Source organism: Mesorhizobium sp. L103C119B0, from assembly GCF_000502235.1.
Taxonomy (GTDB): domain Bacteria; phylum Pseudomonadota; class Alphaproteobacteria; order Rhizobiales; family Rhizobiaceae; genus Mesorhizobium.
Genome location: NZ_AYXE01000011.1, coordinates 125,866 through 144,696, shown reverse-complemented (window position 1 = coordinate 144,696; position 18,831 = coordinate 125,866). Strand labels below are relative to the sequence as shown.

15 protein-coding genes and 1 pseudogene are annotated in these 18,831 nt (G+C 63.1%); 10 read left to right on the top strand and 6 right to left on the bottom strand.

What is annotated here, in order from left to right:
* The first annotated feature begins 103 nt into the window (after positions 1 to 103).
* The 3 genes and pseudogenes from X728_RS147435 to X728_RS147440 all read left to right on the top strand — a co-directional run bounded on the left by X728_RS147435 (position 104) and on the right by X728_RS147440 (position 4,402).
* Entirely contained in the window at positions 104 to 1,885 is a 1,782-nt protein-coding gene (locus X728_RS147435) for a trehalose-6-phosphate synthase (RefSeq protein ID WP_023682445.1), read from the top strand.
* Positions 1,882 to 2,744 (top strand): annotated as a pseudogene (gene otsB / locus X728_RS1000000167890) (trehalose-phosphatase). Before X728_RS147435 ends, otsB begins: the two are co-directional and overlap by 4 nt.
* Before the next feature lie 200 nt (positions 2,745 to 2,944).
* Positions 2,945 to 4,402 (top strand): NCS1 family nucleobase:cation symporter-1, encoded by a 1,458-nt coding sequence (locus tag X728_RS147440; protein WP_023693457.1) that lies wholly within the window; start codon positions 2,945 to 2,947, stop codon positions 4,400 to 4,402.
* A gap of 102 nt (positions 4,403 to 4,504) precedes the next feature.
* Here the strand turns inward: X728_RS147440 and X728_RS147445 are convergent, their stop codons facing one another.
* The 5 genes from X728_RS147445 to tpiA all read right to left on the bottom strand — a co-directional run bounded on the left by X728_RS147445 (position 4,505) and on the right by tpiA (position 9,632).
* Positions 4,505 to 5,041, bottom strand: a complete 537-nt coding sequence (locus tag X728_RS147445; RefSeq protein ID WP_023832095.1) for a DUF1697 domain-containing protein — start codon at positions 5,039 to 5,041, stop codon at positions 4,505 to 4,507.
* Positions 5,042 to 5,065: 24 nt separating this feature from the next.
* The gene (locus X728_RS147450; RefSeq protein ID WP_023832094.1) at positions 5,066 to 6,694 is read right to left on the bottom strand and encodes a CTP synthase; all 1,629 of its coding nucleotides are present in this window, start codon (positions 6,692 to 6,694) and stop codon (positions 5,066 to 5,068) included.
* Between the two features lie 162 nt (positions 6,695 to 6,856).
* A complete protein-coding gene (locus X728_RS147455) occupies positions 6,857 to 7,975 on the bottom strand; it encodes a L,D-transpeptidase (protein WP_023832093.1) in 1,119 nt (372 codons plus the stop codon).
* Positions 7,976 to 8,176: 201 nt separating this feature from the next.
* Complete coding sequence (gene secG, locus X728_RS147460) at positions 8,177 to 8,665, bottom strand: preprotein translocase subunit SecG (protein WP_023724397.1); 489 nt, start codon at positions 8,663 to 8,665, stop codon at positions 8,177 to 8,179.
* Between the two features lie 196 nt (positions 8,666 to 8,861).
* The gene (gene tpiA, locus X728_RS147465) at positions 8,862 to 9,632 is read right to left on the bottom strand and encodes a triose-phosphate isomerase (protein ID WP_023671052.1); all 771 of its coding nucleotides are present in this window, start codon (positions 9,630 to 9,632) and stop codon (positions 8,862 to 8,864) included.
* A gap of 147 nt (positions 9,633 to 9,779) precedes the next feature.
* Between tpiA and X728_RS147470 the strand changes: the two genes are divergently transcribed.
* Genes X728_RS147470 through glp form a run of 5 tightly spaced genes read left to right on the top strand, consistent with a single transcriptional unit; the run spans position 9,780 to position 15,224 of the window.
* Positions 9,780 to 11,675, top strand: a complete 1,896-nt coding sequence (locus X728_RS147470; RefSeq protein ID WP_023832092.1) for a peptidyl-prolyl cis-trans isomerase — start codon at positions 9,780 to 9,782, stop codon at positions 11,673 to 11,675.
* Positions 11,676 to 11,706: 31 nt separating this feature from the next.
* Positions 11,707 to 12,717, top strand: a complete 1,011-nt coding sequence (trpD, locus tag X728_RS147475) for an anthranilate phosphoribosyltransferase (protein ID WP_023712346.1) — start codon at positions 11,707 to 11,709, stop codon at positions 12,715 to 12,717.
* 3 nt (positions 12,718 to 12,720) lie between these two features.
* Complete coding sequence (gene trpC, locus X728_RS147480) at positions 12,721 to 13,533, top strand: indole-3-glycerol phosphate synthase TrpC (RefSeq protein WP_023684711.1); 813 nt, start codon at positions 12,721 to 12,723, stop codon at positions 13,531 to 13,533.
* Between the two features lie 2 nt (positions 13,534 to 13,535).
* Positions 13,536 to 14,018, top strand: coding sequence for a cyclic pyranopterin monophosphate synthase MoaC (gene moaC / locus X728_RS147485; protein ID WP_023684710.1), 483 nt, complete (start codon positions 13,536 to 13,538; stop codon positions 14,016 to 14,018).
* Positions 14,019 to 15,224 (top strand): gephyrin-like molybdotransferase Glp, encoded by a 1,206-nt coding sequence (glp, locus tag X728_RS147490; protein WP_023832091.1) that lies wholly within the window; start codon positions 14,019 to 14,021, stop codon positions 15,222 to 15,224.
* A 45-nt stretch (positions 15,225 to 15,269) separates the two neighbouring features.
* Here the strand turns inward: glp and X728_RS147495 are convergent, their stop codons facing one another.
* On the bottom strand, positions 15,270 to 16,100 hold the full coding sequence (locus tag X728_RS147495; RefSeq protein ID WP_023671046.1) for an alpha/beta hydrolase: 831 nt from the start codon (positions 16,098 to 16,100) through the stop codon (positions 15,270 to 15,272).
* Between the two features lie 166 nt (positions 16,101 to 16,266).
* Here X728_RS147495 and X728_RS147500 point away from each other — a divergent pair, with 166 nt between their 5' ends.
* The gene (locus tag X728_RS147500) at positions 16,267 to 17,892 is read left to right on the top strand and encodes an AMP-binding protein (protein WP_023832090.1); all 1,626 of its coding nucleotides are present in this window, start codon (positions 16,267 to 16,269) and stop codon (positions 17,890 to 17,892) included.
* Positions 17,889 to 18,725 carry a tryptophan 2,3-dioxygenase gene (gene kynA, locus X728_RS147505; protein WP_023748414.1) on the top strand — a complete coding sequence of 279 codons (837 nt, stop codon included), beginning with the start codon at positions 17,889 to 17,891 and terminating at the stop codon, positions 18,723 to 18,725. The genes X728_RS147500 and kynA overlap by 4 nt, the downstream gene beginning before the upstream one ends.
* Positions 18,726 to 18,831: the final 106 nt, after the last annotated feature.

Sequence of the window (18,831 nt, the reverse complement as noted above, 5' to 3'; positions counted from 1 at the left end):
GTTGCAAAAAACACAGGTTCTCACGGGCGATCGTCGGCTGCGAACACTCAAATGGAACCATGAAGAAAAAGGCCCTGACGGCCAAAATTGAGTTGGAATTGGAATGACCGATTATGGCATGGCCCTGCTCTGGGTCTTGATCCTTGCAAGCCTTGGCCTTTCGATTCTAGCCGTTCTGTTATCGATCTCCAGGCAACGTCGTAGCCATAGCTTGACGGTTGCACCGACTGCCGGCGAGGACGTCGCATCGGAAGCGACGCGCAAGGTTTTGCGGGAGTTCGAGAAGAATGGACAATCTCCCGACGCGGCGCTGGTGAACTGGTCGCCCGACACCTTGCGCAAGATACTTGCCGACGACCTGCCGGACGCGCAGGTCATCGTCGTCTCGAACCGAGAACCCTATATCCACAACATCAAGGACGACGGCGTCGAGCTTCTGGTGCCGGCCAGCGGCCTGGTGTCGGCGCTTGAGCCTATCACCCGCGCCTGCAGCGGCACCTGGATCGCCTATGGCGGCGGAACGGCGGATCGTCTGACGGTCGATAGCAACGATCGGGTTCAGGTGCCGCCGGACAATCCGTCCTATACGCTGCGCCGCGTGTGGCTGAGCGACGACGAATATCAGGGCTACTATCTCGGCTTTGCCAATGAAGGGCTTTGGCCGCTCTGCCATATCGCCTTCACCCGGCCGGTCTTCCGTGCCTCGGACTGGGAGGCCTATGAGGCCGTCAACCGCAAATTCGCCGATATGGTGGTTGCCGAGGCTCGCAATGAGCGGCCGATCGTGCTGGTTCAGGATTACCATTTCGCGCTCCTGCCGCGCATGATCCGCGAGCGCCTGCCGGAGGCGATCATCATCACCTTCTGGCACATCCCGTGGCCGAACTCCGAAGTGTTCAGCATCTGCCCATGGCGCGAACGCGTTCTTGATGGACTGCTCGGGAGCTCGATCATCGGCTTTCACACCCAGTTTCATGCCAATAATTTCACTGAAAGCGTAGACCGGTTCCTGGAAAGCCGCATCGAGCGCGCCGACGCCGCGATCTCGTATGGCGGGCGGACGACCCTGGTGCACGCCTATCCCATCTCCATCGAATGGCCGGCCGAACTCCTGGCCAAACTGCCACCGGTCGAGGAAAGCCGCGCCCGCCTGCGTGAGCGGTTCGGCCTGTCGGCGGACGTCAAGCTGTGCGTCGGCGTCGAGCGCCTGGACTACACCAAAGGCATCCTCGACCGCTTCCATGCGCTGGACGAATTGTTTACGCGCCACCCCGAGTGGATCGGCAAGGTAGTGTTCCTGCAGATTGCTGCCCCAAGCCGCGGCACGCTGCCGGCCTACCAGCAATTGCACGATGAATGCCTGCGTTATGCCAACGAACTCAACCAGCGCTACGGTCATGACGGCTACAAGCCCGTGGTCATGGTGGCTGAGCACCATTCGCAGCAACAGGTCTATGAGATCTATCGCGCCGCCGACATCTGCATGGTCACCAGCCTGCATGACGGCATGAACCTCGTAGCCAAGGAATTCGTCGCCGCGCGTGACGACGAACAGGGCGTGCTGTTGCTCAGCACATTTGCCGGCGCGTCGCGCGAACTGCTGGAAGCACTGATCGTCAATCCTTACGACGCGGCGATGATGAGCCAGGTGCTGCTGCAGGCGCTGACCATGTCACCGGACGAACAGCGCGAGCGCATGCGCCCGATGCGGGAAATAGTGCGCGACAACAATGTCTTTCGCTGGGCCGGCAGCATGCTGCTCGATGCGGCGCGCCTACGCAAACGCGGCGACCTCGAAAGAGCGACAAGTGTCGCCGAGCGGCCCGCAAACACCGACACCAACATCGTCTCGCTGTTCGACCGCATGCGGAAGGTGGCGTCATGAATAGCCTGTCGAAAGCACCGGGCCTGCCAGCCGCACCCGACCTGCCGGAAGGACAATGGGCGCTTTTCCTCGACATCGACGGCACGTTGCTGGAGCACGCCGCGCACCCCGACGCCGTGTCCGTGAGCGACGAACTGCGCAACCTCCTAGGCGCCGTCGACAAACGGCTGGACGGCGCCGTCGCCTTTATCACCGGCCGCTCGGTCGAGGGCGCCGACCGCCTGTTTCATCCGTTGAAGCTGCGTGTTGCCGGTCTCTATGGGCTGGAACACCGGCTGACGCCGGACGGCCCGGTCGTTACCGCGGATGCTCCCGCCGATATCGCTGCCCTTGCCGACGCCATCGAGGCCGNACGCCGGACGGCCCGGTCGTTACCGCGGATGCTCCCGCCGATATCGCTGCCCTTGCCGACGCCATCGAGGCCGAACTCGATGACGGCCTTGTTCATATCGAGCGCAAGGGTCCGATCCTCGCCATCCATACGCGTGCGGCGCCGCATCTGCTGGCCAGGGCAACGCATCTTGTCGAACAGGCTTTGACCGAGCTTCCCAAGGGCTATCGGGTTATCCCGGGCAATGCCGGCGTCGAACTCATGCCGCTCGAAGCGGCCAAGGGCGCTGCCGTGCGGCGTTTCATGGCAATCCCGCCCTTTGCCGGACGGCGGCCGGTCTTTCTCGGCGACGACACCGCCGACGAAAACGGTTTCGAGGCGATCAACGAGGCCGACGGCATCTCGATCCGGGTCAAGCCGCGTGGGCCGACCGTGGCCCAATACAGGCTCGATGATGTCACCTGCGCGATAGCCTGGCTTGCCGCCAATTTCGACGCATCACCGGCCCTCAACCGCAAAGCGTCCTGATCCCTGCCGCCTGCAGATCGAATCAAGATCGCCGCGATTGCGCCGACCTTCGCCAAAAGCCGATCGATAAGGGCTGTTCTCATTGAATATCTTTAAGGCCAAAGCCGGCAAATGGATTGCTTGCCGGTTCCCCTGCGTCAGGCATAACCTGCGCAGTCGACGCGTGAGGGCGCGTGCGGCATCAAGGGGAGGACATCGCAGTGACCATACAAGGCGCATCACCTGATCTATACAATGAGGATCTGGCTCCGGCCAAAGTCCGAAACTGGGGGCCGTTCTCGATCTTCAACGTCTGGACGTCGGACGTCCACAGCCTCTGGGGCTATTATCTCGCCGCAAGCCTGTTCCTGTTTTGCGGCGGCTTCGTCAATTTCATCATCGCCATCGGCATCGGTTCGCTGATCATCTACGCGCTGATGAACATGGTCGGCTATGCCGGCGTGAAGACCGGCGTGCCCTATCCCGTGCTGGCGCGCGCGTCCTTCGGCATCTGGGGCGCCAACATTCCGGCCCTGGTGCGCGCCATCGTCGCCTGCTTCTGGTACGGCGCGCAGACGGCGGCGGCATCGGGCGCGATCGTGGCGTTGCTGATCCGCTCGCAATGGTTCGCCGATTTCAACGCCAACACGCATTTCCTCGGCCATACGGGTCTGGAAGTGATCTGTTTTGTGGTCATCTGGGCACTGCAATTGCTGATCATCCAGAACGGCATGGAAACGGTGCGCCGCTTCCAGGATTGGGCCGGACCGGCGGTGTGGGTGATGATGTTGATCCTGGCGATCTATCTCTGTGTAAAATCCGGGAGATTTGCCTTCACCAGCGACATCCCGATGGATGTGCTGCTCGACAAGACAAAGGATGCCGGCGTACCCGGAACCCCTGGCTCCTGGACGTCGCTGTTTGCGGTGGCGGCGATCTGGGTCACCTATTTCTCGGCGCTCTATCTCAATTTCTGCGATTTCGCCCGCTATGCCCCAGACAAGGCATCGCTGCGCAAGGGCAACATCTGGGGCCTGCCGATCAATCTCATCCTGTTCTCGCTGGTCGCCGGCGTGACCACCATCGCTGCCTTCGACGTGTATGGCGAAGTGCTTCTGCATCCCGACCAGATCTCGGCGAAATTCGACAGCTGGTTCCTGGCAGCGCTTGCAGCCCTGACTTTTGCCGTGGCGACGCTCGGCATCAATGTGGTGGCAAACTTCGTCTCGCCGGCCTTCGACTTCTCCAATGTCTTTCCCCGGCAGATCGACTTCAAGAAGGGCGGCTATATCGCAGCCGTGATCGCGCTGGTGCTCTATCCCTTCGCGCCGTGGGAAGGCAGTGCCGCATCTTTCGTCAACGTCATCGGCGCGACGATGGGGCCGATCTTCGGGGTGATGATGGTCGACTACTATCTGATCCGGAAGGGCGAGGTCGACGTCGAGGCACTGTACCGCGAAGATGGCGAGTTCCGCTTCCAGGGCGGCTGGCACATCAACGCCTTCATAGCCGCCGGCATCGGCGCCATCTTCTCCTCGGTCCTGCCGAACTTCACGAACCTGCTACCGGCATGGTGGGGCGTTTATGGCTGGTTCTTCGGCGTCGGCATTGCAGGGGTCATCTACTACGTCCTTCGCACCGCCGCCCTTGGCGCAGGGGCCAGGACGGCGAAGGCGTGAAATTGAGGGATAGGGAGTAGTCAGTAGTCAGTAGTCAGTAGTCAGTAGTCAGTAGTCAGTAGTCAGTAGTCAGTAGGGAATAATACCCCTACTCCCTACTCCCTACTCCACCATCTCAGCCAACCTCCGCACCGTGTTCCAGTTGCGTGCGGTGCCGATGCCCATGCGCTTGTGGTTCATGGCAGCGAGCAGCCGCGAGCTTGGCCGCTGGCGCGAAAAGACGACCCAGATGTCACCGTCGACCGAAGCCACCTTCTCGTCCTCAGCGGCATAGGCCTGGAGCGCGGCCACACCATCCGCTGGCGCTGGCTCGCGCATCACCCGCACGGCCACCTGATCGCCTGCCTCGGCAGAGTCGGCCGGGAATGGGTTGCCGGCGGCAAGTTTCAGCCAATCCTCGGCAGTGCGCACGATGATGACGACATTGCGGCCGAAGGTTTTTTCGAAGGCCGTTTCCAGCCGCTGTTCCAGCTTGGCGATGCCAGTCGCCCGTGTCTCGAAGACCAGATTACCGGTCGCCACCAGGGTGCGCGGGTTCTTCAGCCCAAGGTGTTCAGCCATCGCCTTGAGGTCGGCCATGACGACCCGGCGGCCTTCGCCGAGGATGATGCTGTAGAGCAGCGCAACATAGGTCTGCATCAGCTGCGAAACCTCACCGTGGCCCTAGACCAGCCGCGACTGGTCCACCGCGGCCGAGATGAAGCTGGCGAACAGCGGATGCGGCTCAAGCGGCCGGCTCTTCAGCTCCGGGTGATACTGGACGCCGATAAACCAGGGATGGTCGGGATATTCGACGGTTTCCGGCAGCACGCCGTCGGGCGACATGCCGGCAAACACCAAGCCGCAATCCTCAAGCCGCTCCTTGTAGTCGATGTTGACCTCGTAGCGATGGCGATGGCGCTCGGAAATCTGGGTGTCGCCATAGATGTCGGCGATCTTCGAACCCTTGGCGAGTTCGGCCTGATAGGCGCCAAGCCGCATGGTGCCGCCGAGATCGCCCGTTTCGCGGCGCTTCTCCAGCATGTTGCCTTTCAGCCATTCGGTCATCAGGCCGACGACCGGCTCGTCCGTCGGACCGAATTCGGTCGACGAGGCGTGTTCGACGCCGGCCAGCGAGCGCGCCGCCTCGATGCAGGCCATCTGCATGCCGAAGCAGATGCCGAAATACGGCACCTTGCGCTCGCGGGCGAATTTCGCCGCCAGGATCTTGCCTTCCGAGCCACGCTCGCCGAAGCCGCCGGGCACCAGGATGCCATGCACCTTTTCCAGCCACGGCGTCGGGTCTTCCTTCTCGAAAATCTCGCTCTCGATCCAGTCGAGCTTGACCTTGACGCGGTTGGCCATGCCGCCATGCGACAAAGCCTCGATCAGCGATTTGTAGGCATCCTTGAGGCCGGTGTATTTGCCGACAATGGCGATCGTCACCTCGCCTTCCGGATTGTGGATGCGGTTGGACACGGCCTGCCAACGCTCCATGCGCGGCTTCGGCGCCGGATCGATACCGAAGGCGGCCAGCACTTCCGAATCGAGCCCTTCCTTGTGGTAAGCCATCGGCACGTCATAGATGTGGGGCACGTCGAGCGCCTGGATGACGGCACTCTCGCGCACATTGCAGAACAGCGACAGTTTTCTGCGCTCTTCCTTGGGGATGGCGCGGTCGGCGCGGACCAGCAGGATATCGGGCGCAATGCCGATGCCGCGCAGTTCCTTGACCGAATGCTGGGTCGGCTTGGTCTTCAACTCGCCGGCCGTCGGGATGTAAGGCATCAAGGTCAGGTGGACATAGACGGCGTTGTTGCGCGGCAGATCGTTGCCGAGCTGGCGGATCGCCTCGAGGAACGGCATCGCCTCGATATCGCCGACCGTGCCGCCGATCTCGCACAGCACGAAATCATAGTCGTCATTGCCGTCGAGCACGAAATTCTTGATCTCGTCGGTGACGTGCGGAATGACCTGCACGGTGGCGCCGAGATAGTCGCCGCGCCGTTCGCGTTCGATGATGTTCTTGTAGATGCGGCCGGTGGTGATGTTGTCCTGCTGATTGGCCGAGCGGCCGGTGAAGCGCTCGTAATGGCCAAGATCGAGATCGGTCTCGGCGCCGTCATCGGTGACGAAAACCTCGCCATGCTGGTAAGGCGACATCGTTCCGGGATCGACATTGAGATAGGGATCGAGCTTTTTGATGCGTGCGCGATAGCCTCGCGCCTGCAAGAGAGCCCCAAGGGCCGCTGCAGCGATGCCTTTTCCAAGTGAGGAAACCACGCCGCCTGTGATGAATACATATCGCGCCATGGGAGTCATCGCTTAACGCGGCCGAATTGATTCCGCCAGAGAAAAAACCGCCGCTGAGGCTTTTTCCAGAGAAGGCGCGATAGTCCCGCGGTTCGAGACTGGTGTTTTGGTCAAAACAAAAGGGCCGGCAAAAGCCGGCCCTTCGGCAGGTTTGTGAAAACGTCAGATGATGACGACCTTGGTGCCGACCCTGACGCGGCTATAGAGGTCCATGACGTGCTCGTTGATCATGCGGAAGCAGCCATTGGAAGCACTGGTTCCGATCGACTGCGGCGCGATGGTGCCGTGGATGCGCAGATGCGTGTCCTTCTTGCCGTCGTAGAGATAGATGGCGCGGGCGCCGAGCGGGTTCTGGCCGCCGCCGGGCATGCCGTCCTTGTACTGGCCATAATGCTTGGGTTCGCGCTTCTGCATGTCGAGCGTCGGGATCCAGCGCGGCCATTCCTGCTTGTCGCCAACGGCAACCTTGCCCTTGAACTGCAGGCCTTCGCGGCCGACCGCGATCGCATAGCGGCGGGCGGTGAAAGCCGATTCGACGAGGTAGAGGCGGCGCGCGCTGGTATCGATGACGATCGTACCCGGCTCGTAGCCGCTGAATTCGACGTCCTGCGGCACGAATTCCGGCTTCACCTTGAACTGTTTCTTGGCTTGCCGCTTGGCGAGAGCCTGGTCGAGCGCGCGCGTCTCGGGGAGATAGGCAATCGACGAGGCAGAGGACGTGCCGCCGAACAGGCCGGCGAACAGTCCGCCACTCGTCGGCTTCTGGCCCGGGGCCTCGCTGCGCAATTCGCCATTGTTGCCGGTCAGCGCGATATTCATCGCTTCGGCCGGAAGCGGTTCGGCCGATTCGATCGGCTCGACCGGCGCGATCGGGTCAACCGGAGCGATGATCTTGGTGGTCTTCTTGCCTGGCTTGGCGTCGGCAACCACCACCGGCTTGCCCTTGCTTGCCAGGAACGCCTGGCGCTGGGCATCGGCCCTGGCTTTCGCCGCATCGCGCATCGCCAGCTTGCGGGCCTCGAGCGCCTTGACGCGGGCGAGATCCCTCTCGGCGGCGATCTTGTCTTCGAGCTTGCTGATCTGAGCCAGATCATCCGGGCTCGGGTTTTTCTTCTTCTTGAGAAGCTTCAGCTGCGTCGCATCGCTCTTGGCGGCGACGTTGATGACAGCGGTTTTGCCAACCGCCTGCGGTGAGGTCATTGCCGGAGTGCCGGCGACGACCGCGGAGCTCATGCCGAATACGGCACAAAACCCCATGAAAATGAAGCTGCGAAGCTGCATGGCGAAGATCCGATCGTTCAATGCTTGTTGCCCACGGCGTCGCCCGGCGCCCCCCAAGGGCGCAGAAAGTGCCGCCGGCAATCTATAATCGAAGTGGCGTACGGGCCTCAAGCACGGGGTGCGGTCGAATCTTCGTGATCGTGTGCCATTTGCCGCGACTGTGTTGAAACAACAACAGATCGCGGCATCTGACCGTACCGACTACTGGTTCGGAACCTGCGGCGTGACCGGCAAGGTAACGCCATTGGTAGCCGGCGGCGCAGCCGAATCGGTTGCAGGTGGCGTCGCCGGAGATGGAGCCGTCGCCGGGGCTGTGGTGGCGGGCGGCGTCGTGGCGGCGCCGTTGGCCGCGGGCGCGGCCGGTGCGGTGTTGCCCGAAGGCGGCGTCGGCGCCGTCGTGCCGGGCAACTGATTGAGCACGCCGTTGCCGCTGTCGGCCGGCACGCGGTCGAGAATGTCGATCGGTTTTTCGCCATAGCGGGCAACGATCGAGAGTGTCAGCGACGTGACGAAGAAGGCCGCGGCCAGGATCGCCGTCGCCCGCGTCAGCGCATTGGCGGCGCCACGCGCGGTCATGAAACCGGAACCGCCGCCAATGCCGAGACCACCGCCTTCGGAGCGTTGCAGCAGCACCACGCCGACAAGGGCGAGCACGACCATGAGGTGGATGACGATCAGTACGGTTTCCATATTTTATCCTGGCAAGCCCTGCCGCTCCCTGGCGATCAGGGCCGGTGATTTGGAGGCGGCTCCATACAATGCTTTAACGGCATTTCCAAGCCCGTGGCCGGAATATGGGAAGCAATGCGCCCTTTGCAACGATTTCCGCCGAACTGCCGCGTTCATAAGTCGATGACGGAACTGGTCGGCAACGAGATTCCGGGGCCTACGCGATATTCTGGTATGCCTCGGCGATGGCGAGAAAGTCGGACGCCTTCAAGCTGGCGCCGCCAACCAGCGCGCCGTCGACGTTTTTGACGCCCAGCAGTTCGACCGCGTTGGACGCCTTGACCGAGCCGCCATAGAGGATGCGCATCTTGCCGGCCACGGCAGCGCCGAGCGCTTCCGCCAGTTTTTGGCGGATATGCGCGTGCGCCTCCGCCACGTCTTCGGCGGTCGGCGTCAGGCCGGTGCCGATAGCCCATACCGGCTCGTAGGCGATAACGGTGTTGGCGGGCGTTGCGCTCGGTGGCACCGAGCCGGCGACCTGCCGCGACAACACGTCGAGTGCTGTGCCCGCTTCGCGCTCGGCCTTGGTCTCGCCGATGCAGATGATGGCGACGAGCCCTGCCCGCCACGCCGCCGAGGCCTTGGCGAGCACGATGGCATCGTCCTCGCTGCGCTGTTCGCGGCACTCGGAATGGCCGACAATGACGTGGCTGGCGCCCGCATCCTTCAGCATCTCGGCTGAGACACAGCCGGTGAAGGCGCCGCTTTCCTTGATGTGGCAGTCCTCGCCACCGGCCCGCACCGGCGTGCGCGACAGGATTTCGACGGCGCGCGACAGCAAGGTCGCCGGCACGCAGACCAATGCTTCGGTCTCTGCGTCGAGCCCGCTCATGAAGCCGTTGCCGATCATCCTGAGCTCGTTCAGCGAAGCGCTGGTGCCGTTCATTTTCCAGTTGCCGGCAACGAGCGGTCGAATTCCTGGCGTCATGGGGATCTGGTTCTCCGGGCGACATTGGGGTCTCGCCCTCCCTATCAAAATCAGGCCACAAAGCAATCGACAGTGAGCCGGAAGGGCGCTATTGCGCTTGTTTCAGACTCGGGCGCACGCAAAACTGCGCAAAAATCGGAAGTAACAATGCTTGGTATATTAAGAAGCGCGGCAGGGACCTGGGTCGCGAAAGCCCTGCTGTCGCTGCTGGTGTTGAGTTTCCTTGCCTGGGGCGTCACCACGCGGATGACGGGCGGCTTCCTGGCCGGCCATCATGCGGTGATCACCGCCGGCAGCACCACCGTGTCGATCACCGAGTACCGCCTAGCCTACGATCGCCAGATCGCCATGCTGCAACAGCAGATCGGCCAGCGCATCAGCCGCGACCAGGCCAAGGCCTATGGCATCGACAACCAGGTGCTGGCTCAGTTGGTGTCCGGCGCCGTCCTCGACGAACAGGCGCGCAAGCTCGGGCTTGGCTTCTCCAAGGACAGGCTGGCCGAACTGACGCGGCAGGAACCCGCCTTCCAGGGCCCGAATGGCCAGTTCGACCGCCGGCTGTTCGAATCCCGCCTGCGCGAACTGGGAATGCGGCCGGAGGACTATCTGAAGAACCGGGCTCAGGTGGCGGTGCGCCAGCAGATCGTCGAAGCGGTTTCGGACGGGCTCAAGGCTCCGGATACCTTCTTCAAGGCAGTTGCGCTCTATCGCGGCGAAGACCGCACCATCGACTATCTGATCTTGCCAAAGGCGTTGGTGGAGCCCATCGAGGTGCCATCCGACAGCGTGCTTCAGGCTTATTTCGAGGCCAACAAGAAAACCTACGCGGCGCCAGAATACCGCAAATTCTCCTATGTCCGGCTCGAGCCCGAAGACATCATGGATGTCAGCGCCGTAACGGACCAGCAGGTCAGCGACGACTACAACAAGAACAAGGGCCGCTACACCACGCCGGAAATGCGCACCATCGAACAGCTGGTGTTTCCTTCCGCGGACGCCGCCAAGGCGGCATCCGATTCGCTGAAGACGGGCGCCACTTTCGACAAGATCGTCACCGCGCAGGGCAAGACCCCGGCCGACACGCTGCTCGGCACGCTCTCCAAGGATAAGATCACCGACAAGGCGGTCGCCGATGCCGCATTCGCGCTTGCCGTCAACGAAGTCAGCCCGGTCGTCCAGGGCGCGTTCGGTCCGGTGCTTTTGCGCGTTACCGAGATCAAACCGGAAACGGTGAAGCCGCTGGCGGAAGTGTCAGACCAGATCCGCAAGGATCTGGCGCTTGGCGAAGCAAGCCGCATCCTGCTCGACGTGCACGACAATTACGAAGACACCCGCGCCGCCGGCAGCACGCTGGCCGAAGCCGCCGCCAAACTCAAGCTCAAGGACGTTACCGTCGAGGCCATAGACCGCACCGGCCTCAAGCCGGACGGCACCATCATCAAGGACCTGCCGGCATCGCCGGACCTCATCAAGGCGGTGTTCGAGGCCGAGCCCAACACCGAGAATCAAGCCCTGACCACGCCTAACAACGGCTTCGTGTTCTATGAACTGACATCGATCACGCCGGCTCGCGACCGCACGCTGGACGAAGTCCGCCAGCGCGTGGTGGCGGACTGGAAGACAGAGGAAACGACCAAGCGGCTGACCGCGAAAGCAGACGAACTCGACAAGCGCCTCAAGGCTGGCACCACACTCGACGTCATCGCCGGCGAACTGAAGCTTGAAAAGCAGACCAAGCGCGGCGTGAAGCGCGAGGCCGACGATGTCGATTTCGGCAAGGAGGGTGCTGCTGCGATGTTCGGCGTCGGCGAAGGCGGCACCGGGCTGATCCCCTCGCCCACCGGCGACGGCCAGATCCTGTTCAAGGTCGCCGAAGTGTTCGAGCCGGCCGGAGCCGACGCCAGCTCGGTACCCGACGATGCGCAAAAATCCTTCACGCAAGGTATGTCCGACGATCTGCTCGACCAGTTGGTGGCGCAGTTGCAGACGCAGTACGCCGTCAGCGTCGACCAGGCCGCCGTTGCCCAAGCCCTCGCCCAATGAATGGCCCTAGCCCAATGAACGTCTTGGCCCAATGAGCGCCCTAAAGACCCATATCGCCAAGGTCGCCACGGGAACCGGGCTTACCTTCGAGGAAGCGCGCGAAGCTTTCGACATCATCATGTCTGGCGACGCGACGCCGGGCCAGATCGGCGGCTTCCTGATGGCCTTGCGTGTGCGCGGCGAGACGGTGAGCGAGATTTCCGGCGCCGTCGCCACCATGCGTGCCAAGATGCTGCGCGTCGAAGCTCCTGAGGGCGCAATCGACATCGTCGGCACCGGCGGCGACAATTCGCATTCAGTCAACATCTCGACCGCTTCGGCCTTCGTCATTGCTGGCTGCGGCGTGCCGGTCGCCAAGCACGGCAATCGCGGCCTGTCGTCGCTGACGGGCGCTGCCGATGTGCTGGTCGCGCTCGGCGTCAAGATCGATATCCCGCCAGAGGTAATCGGCCGCTGCATCCAGGAGGCCGGCGTCGGCTTCATGTTCGCACCTGCGCACCACCCGGCGATGAAGCATGTCGGCCCGACCCGCGTCGAGCTCGGCACGCGTACCATCTTCAACCTGCTCGGACCGCTGTCCAATCCGGCTGGCGTCAGCAGGCAGATGGTCGGCGTGTTCCTGCCGGAATGGATCGTGCCGGTGGCCGAGACATTGAAGGCGTTGGGCACCGAGCATGCCTGGGTGGTCCATGGCGATGGCTATGACGAAATCACCACCACCGGCGAAACGCAGGTGGCGGAACTGGCCGGCGGCGAGATCCGCCATTTCACGCTCACCCCGGAAGCCGTCGGCCTGCAGCGCCACACCAAGGACGAGTTGCGCGGCGGCGACGCCGCCTACAATGCCACGGCGTTGCGCGACATGCTGAGAGGTGCTGCCGGGGCCTATCGCGATACGGTGCTGATGAACGCCGGCGCCGGCATGGTGGTGGCCGGCAAGGCGACGACGCTTGCCGACGGCATGGCCGCGGCCACACAGGCCATCGACAGCGGCCGGGCGCTGGGCGTGCTCGACAGGCTGGTCGAGATTTCGAACGGATGAGCCGTGGCTGACATTCTGCGCAAGATCGAGGCCTACAAGCGCGACGAGATCGCGGCGGCGAAGGCGCGGATACCGTTGGCCGAGATCAAGGCGCGAGCCAAGGATGCCGACGCACCGCGTGGCTTTCGGAGGGCGCTTGAGGCGAAGCGCAGATCGGGCAGCTTCGGCCTGATCGCCGAGATCAAAAAGGCAAGCCCATCCAAAGGCTTGATCCGTGCCGATTTCGACCCGCCCGCACTGGCGCAGGCCTATGAGAAAGGCGGTGCCGCCTGTCTTTCGGTGCTGACCGATGCGCCATCCTTCCAGGGCGCGCCGGAATTTCTCACCAATGCACGGAAGGCAGTGTCCCTGCCCGCGCTGCGCAAGGATTTCCTGTTCGACCCTTACCAGGTCTACGAGGCTCGCGCATGGGGCGCCGATGCCATCCTGATCATCATGGCCAGCGTCGATGATGCCTTGGCGAGCGAATTGGAAGCGACCGCGTTCGAACTCGGCATGGACGCGCTGATCGAGGTGCATGACGAGGCCGAGACGCAGCGCGCGGTAAAACTCTCGTCGCAGCTGATCGGCATCAACAACCGCAATCTCAGAACATTCGAGACCAGCCTCGAGACCTCGGAACGGCTGGCATCGATGGTGCCGGGCGGCCGATTGCTGGTCAGCGAGAGCGGAATTTTCACCCACGACGATTGCTTCAGGATGCAAAAGACCGGCATCAGCACCTTCCTCGTCGGCGAGAGCCTGATGCGGCAAGAGGATGTCGCTGCGGCAACGCGGCTGCTTTTGACAGGCAAGGCGAAAGCAGAGGCCATCTGACGATGGCAGCCGCCCTCACCCATCTCGGCGCCAAGGGCGAGGCCAACATGGTCGATGTCGGCGAGAAGGCGGAGACGACGCGCACGGCGGTCGCCGAGGGCTTTGTCTCGATGCGGGCCGAAACCCTGAAGATGATCCTCGACGGCGACGCCAAGAAGGGCGATGTGCTGGGTACCGCGCGCATTGCCGGCATCATGGCTGCCAAGAAAACGCATGAGCTGATCCCACTCTGCCATCCGCTGCTTTTGACCAAGGTGTCGGTCGACATCGAACCGGACACCACGCTGCCCGGCCTCAGGGTCACCGCGCTCGCCCGCGTCACCGGCAAGACCGGGGTCGAGATGGAGGCGCTGACCGCGGCATCTGTCGCGTGCCTGACCATTTACGACATGGCCAAGGCGGTCGACCGCGCCATGGTGATTTCCGGTATAAAGCTGGTGGAAAAGACCGGCGGCAAGTCCGGCGACTACAAGGCGGGTTCGTAAATGGCGCTGGTTCCGGTCGCCGAGGCGCTTCAACGCCTACTCGACGGCGCTGTGGCGTTGCCCGGTGAAAGCGTCGCGCTGGCGGATTCGGCCGGCCGGGTGCTGGCGGAGCCGGTCGTGGCGCTGCGTACCCAGCCGCCTTTCAATGCATCTGCCATGGACGGCTATGCCGCACGGGCGCGGGATGTGGCGACCCTCCCGGCGAGGCTTTCGGTGATCGGCAAGGCGCCTGCAGGGCGAGGCTTTGACGGCGCTGTAGGTAAGGCGGAAGCCGTGCGCATCTTCACCGGCGCGCCGCTGCCGGAAGGCGCAGATACCATCGTCATCCAGGAGAATGTCCGCGATCTCGGCGGTGGCCGGATCGAGGTCACCGAACCGACGGCGAAGAACCGTAACATCCGCCGCCTTGGACTGGATTTTGCCCAAGGCGACGTGCTGCTGGAGAAAGGCCGCGTGCTCGATCCGGCTGCATTGTCGCTGGCGGCGTCGGCCAATCATCCCCGGTTGAACGTGGTGCAACGGCCGCTGGTCGCCATCATCGCCACCGGCGACGAATTGCTGCCACCGGGTAGCGAACCTGGCCCCGACCAGATCATCTCGTCCAACGCCTATGGCGTCGCTGCTGTGGCGCAGTCGGTCGGCGCTCGCGCGCTCGATCTCGGTATAGCGGCCGATCGCAAGGAAGCGATCGCGGCGCTGGTGAAAAAGGCGGTCGATGCCAAAGCCGACGTCATCGTCACGCTCGGCGGCGCCTCGGTCGGCGACCATGATCTCGTCCATGACGTGCTGACCGGCGAAGGCATGAACCTCGACTTCTGGAAGCTCGCCATGCGCCCGGGCAAGCCGCTGATGTTCGGGCGGCTGGGCGATATCAGGTGCATCGGCCTGCCCGGCAATCCGGTGGCGAGCCTGGTCTGCTCGCAATTGTTCCTGAAGCCGTTATTGGCGCAGCTCGGCGGCCGTCCCCACCGGCAGGACATCCGCCAGGCTCAGCTTGGCGCCGCGATGCCGGCCAATGATCTAAGGCAAGACTATGTGCGCGCCGTGGTCCGGGAAGAAGCCGGCGCATTGGTGGCGACACCATTCGGCATCCAGGATTCCTCGATGCTGAGAATGCTGGCCGACGCCAACGGCCTGATCGTGCGCGAGCCCTTCGCTCCGGCGGCAGAAGCAGGCGCTGCTTGCAGCGTTCTGATGTTGCGCTGAAGGTCGCGGATCCAAGCCGTTAATTCCAAGAGATAAGACTGGTTGTTACTCCGCCAGCAATGTCCGCGTCAGCGGATGTGTCGGATCGGCAAGCCCGTCGACGATGCTGAAATGATGCCGGTCCGGCTCGACCACTGTGCTGGTCGTGGCGCCGAGGCCGATCCAGATGTTGGCAAGCAGCGCATTCTGGCGCAGGAACTCCGCCCGCTCGCCGCCGCCGGCCCAGCAGGTGATGCGCGCGCCCTGCATGGGGCGCAGCAGAACCGGGCTTTCGGCCAGTGCTTCCGCTTCATCGATGGCCAGTGTCGCGTTCATCCCCGTCCGCATGATTGGCCGCAGGTCATGGACGCCGGAGATCGAGACGACATTGCGCACGCGGCCCGCCACATCGGCGGCCAGGGGTGTCGTTGTCGTCACCATCCTGGAGGCGAGATGGCCGCCGGCGGAATGCCCGGTCAGGATCACCGGCCCGCCGACCATCGTCGCCGCCTTGCCGATCGCCGCCGCGATTTCCCTAACGATGCCGGAAATGCGTATGTCGGGACAAAGCGTGTAAGTCGGCATTGCCACGGCAAAGCCATTGGCAACCGCGCCGTTGGCCAGATGCGACCATGGCTTGTTGTCGAACGCCTTCCAGTAACCGCCATGGATGAAGACGACGAGCCCTTTGGGCATGACATCGGGAAGGAACAGATCGAGCCTGTTGCGCGGGCTGTCGCCATAGGCGATGTCGAGCTTGGCCCGACCGGACGCCGACATTGTGTCGCGAAAAGCCTGTGCCGGTGTGTCCCACGCGGCCGGCCAGCGATTGCTGCCGGCAATGTTGTCGCCGTTGGCGTAGGCATTGTCCCAATCGGCAACACGATGTTGGAGCATCTGCATCCCTCCCGGATGGCTTCAGTTCAGTCGACAGGAATGGCCGCCGAACAGGGCGGCGTCAATGCTGCGACCTAAAAACATTTTAGGCTTGAAACAAATTTCGACTGGTGCGATCCTGCGCCTTGTTCAGCCATGGGCGCGAGGCAGACAGGGGCAGCCGAAAATGCTTGGGCCATCAGCGCATATCGACACATTCACGCGTGACAACCTGCCGCCGCCGGAGCAATGGCCGGAGTTTTTGCTCGACGGCTTCGACTATCCCGACCACATAAATGCCGGCGTCGAATTGACCGACAGGCTGGTCGAAAAAGGGTTCGGCGACCACACCGCGCTGATCGGCAATGGCCGCCGCCGCACCTACAAGGAACTGTCCGACTGGACCAACAGGCTCGCCCATGCCCTGGTCGAGAATTATGGCGTCAAGCCGGGCAACCGGGTGCTGATCCGCTCGGCCAACAACCCGGCCATGGTCGCCTGTTGGCTGGCCGCCACCAAGGTTGGCGCGGTGGTCGTCAACACCATGCCGATGCTGCGCGCCGGCGAACTCGCCAAGATCGTCGACAAGGCGGAAATCACGGTTGCGCTTTGCGATACAAGGCTGATGGACGAGATGACCGCCTGCGCCAAGGGCAGTGCGTATCTCAAGCAGGTCATTGGCTTCGACGGCACGGCCAACCATGACGCGGAACTCGACCGCGCCGCCCTCGACAAGCCGGTCACCTTCACTGCCGTCAACACCGGCCGCGACGATGTCGCCCTGCTCGGCTTCACCTCCGGCACCACCGGCGTGCCGAAGGCGACGATGCATTTCCACCGCGACCTGCTGATCGTCGCCGACGCCTATGCCCGCGAAATCCTGGAGGTGACGCCCGACGACATCTTCGTCGGCTCCCCGCCCCTTGCCTTTACCTTCGGTCTTGGCGGGCTCGCCATCTTCCCGCTGCGTTTCGGCGCCGCGGCGACGCTGCTGGAACAGGCGACGCCACCCAACATGATCCACATCATCGAGACCTACAAAGCGACCATTTCCTTCACCGCTCCAACCGCCTATCGGGCCATGCTCAAGGCCATGGATCAAGGCGCTGACCTGTCCTCGCTGCGCGTCGCGGTTTCGGCGGGCGAGACGCTGCCGGCGCCTGTCTTCGAGGAATGGACTGAGAAGACCGGCAAGCCGATCCTCGATGGGATCGGCGCCACCGAGATGCTGCATATCTTCATCTCCAACCGCTTCGACGACATGAAGCCGGCCTCCACCGGCAAACCCGTCGGCGGCTATCAGGCACGCATCGTCGATGACGAGATGCGGGAGCTGCCGCGCGGCTCTACTGGCCGGCTGGCGGTGCGCGGCCCGACCGGCTGCCGCTACATGGCCGATGCCAGGCAAAAGGACTATGTCCGCGATGGCTGGAATCTCACCGGCGATACGTTCACGCAGGACGAGGATGGCTTCTTCCACTTCGCCGCGCGTTCCGACGACATGATCGTCAGCGCCGGCTACAACATCGCCGGCCCCGAGGTCGAAGCGGCGCTGCTCTCGCATCCCGACGTCGCCGAATGCGCGGTGACCGGCGCCGAGGACGGTGAACGCGGCCAGATCGTCGAGGCGCATATCGTGCTTGTGCAAGGTGTTTCGCCGGACCCATTGACCGTCAAACGCCTGCAGGACCACGTCAAGGCAACGATCGCGCCCTACAAATATCCGCGTTCGGTGAAGTTCATCGACGCCTTGCCCAAAACCCAGACCGGCAAGATCCAGCGCTTCCGGTTGCGCGCGGAGAAGAGCAATTGATTAAGCCGCACGATCCGGCGTCCGATGGCGCGCAGATGTCGTTCAAGGAGCGGATGTCCTACAGCGACTATCTGCAGCTGGACAAGGTGCTCGATGCGCAGGCGCCGCTGTCTTCGGCCCATGACGAGATGCTGTTCATCATCCAGCATCAGACATCGGAATTGTGGATGAAGCTCGCTTTGCACGAGATCGGCGCCGCGATCCGCTCTATCCGCGCCGACCGCCTCGAACCGAGCTTCAAGATGCTGTCTCGCGTCGCGCGCATCTTCGAGCAGCTCAACAATGCCTGGGACGTGCTGCGCACGATGACGCCAAGCGAATACACCGAGTTTCGCGACGCGCTCGGCCAATCCTCGGGCTTCCAGTCGTGGCAGTACCGCGCTATCGAGTTCATGGCCGGCAACCGCAACCTAGCCATGCTCGGGCCGCACAAGCACCGGCCCGATCTTACGGACAGGCTGGAAGCGATCCTGGCCACGCCGTCGCTGTACGACGAGGCGCTTCTGCTTTTGGCGCGCAATGGCTTCGACATCGGCGCCGATGCCGGGCGCACGGACTGGCGCGAGACGCGCGTCGAGAACGAAGACGTGCTGGCTGCCTGGCAAACCGTCTACCGCGACCCGCAGCGCTACTGGATGCTCTACGAACTGGCCGAGAAGCTGGTCGACTTCGAGGATTACTTCCGCCGCTGGCGCTTCAACCACGTCACCACGGTCGAGCGCATCATCGGCTTGAAGCGCGGCACGGGCGGCACCTCAGGCGCCTCCTATCTGAAGAAGATGCTGGAGGTTGTGCTGTTTCCGGAGCTCTGGACGGTCCGCACCCGGCTCTAGAGCATTTCACCGTTTAACGTAAACGGCGAAATGCTCTAGCTCTTTGATTTGACGCAATTGCGGACGGAAAACCGCTTCACACTTTTCCTGAAATTGCTCTAGTTCC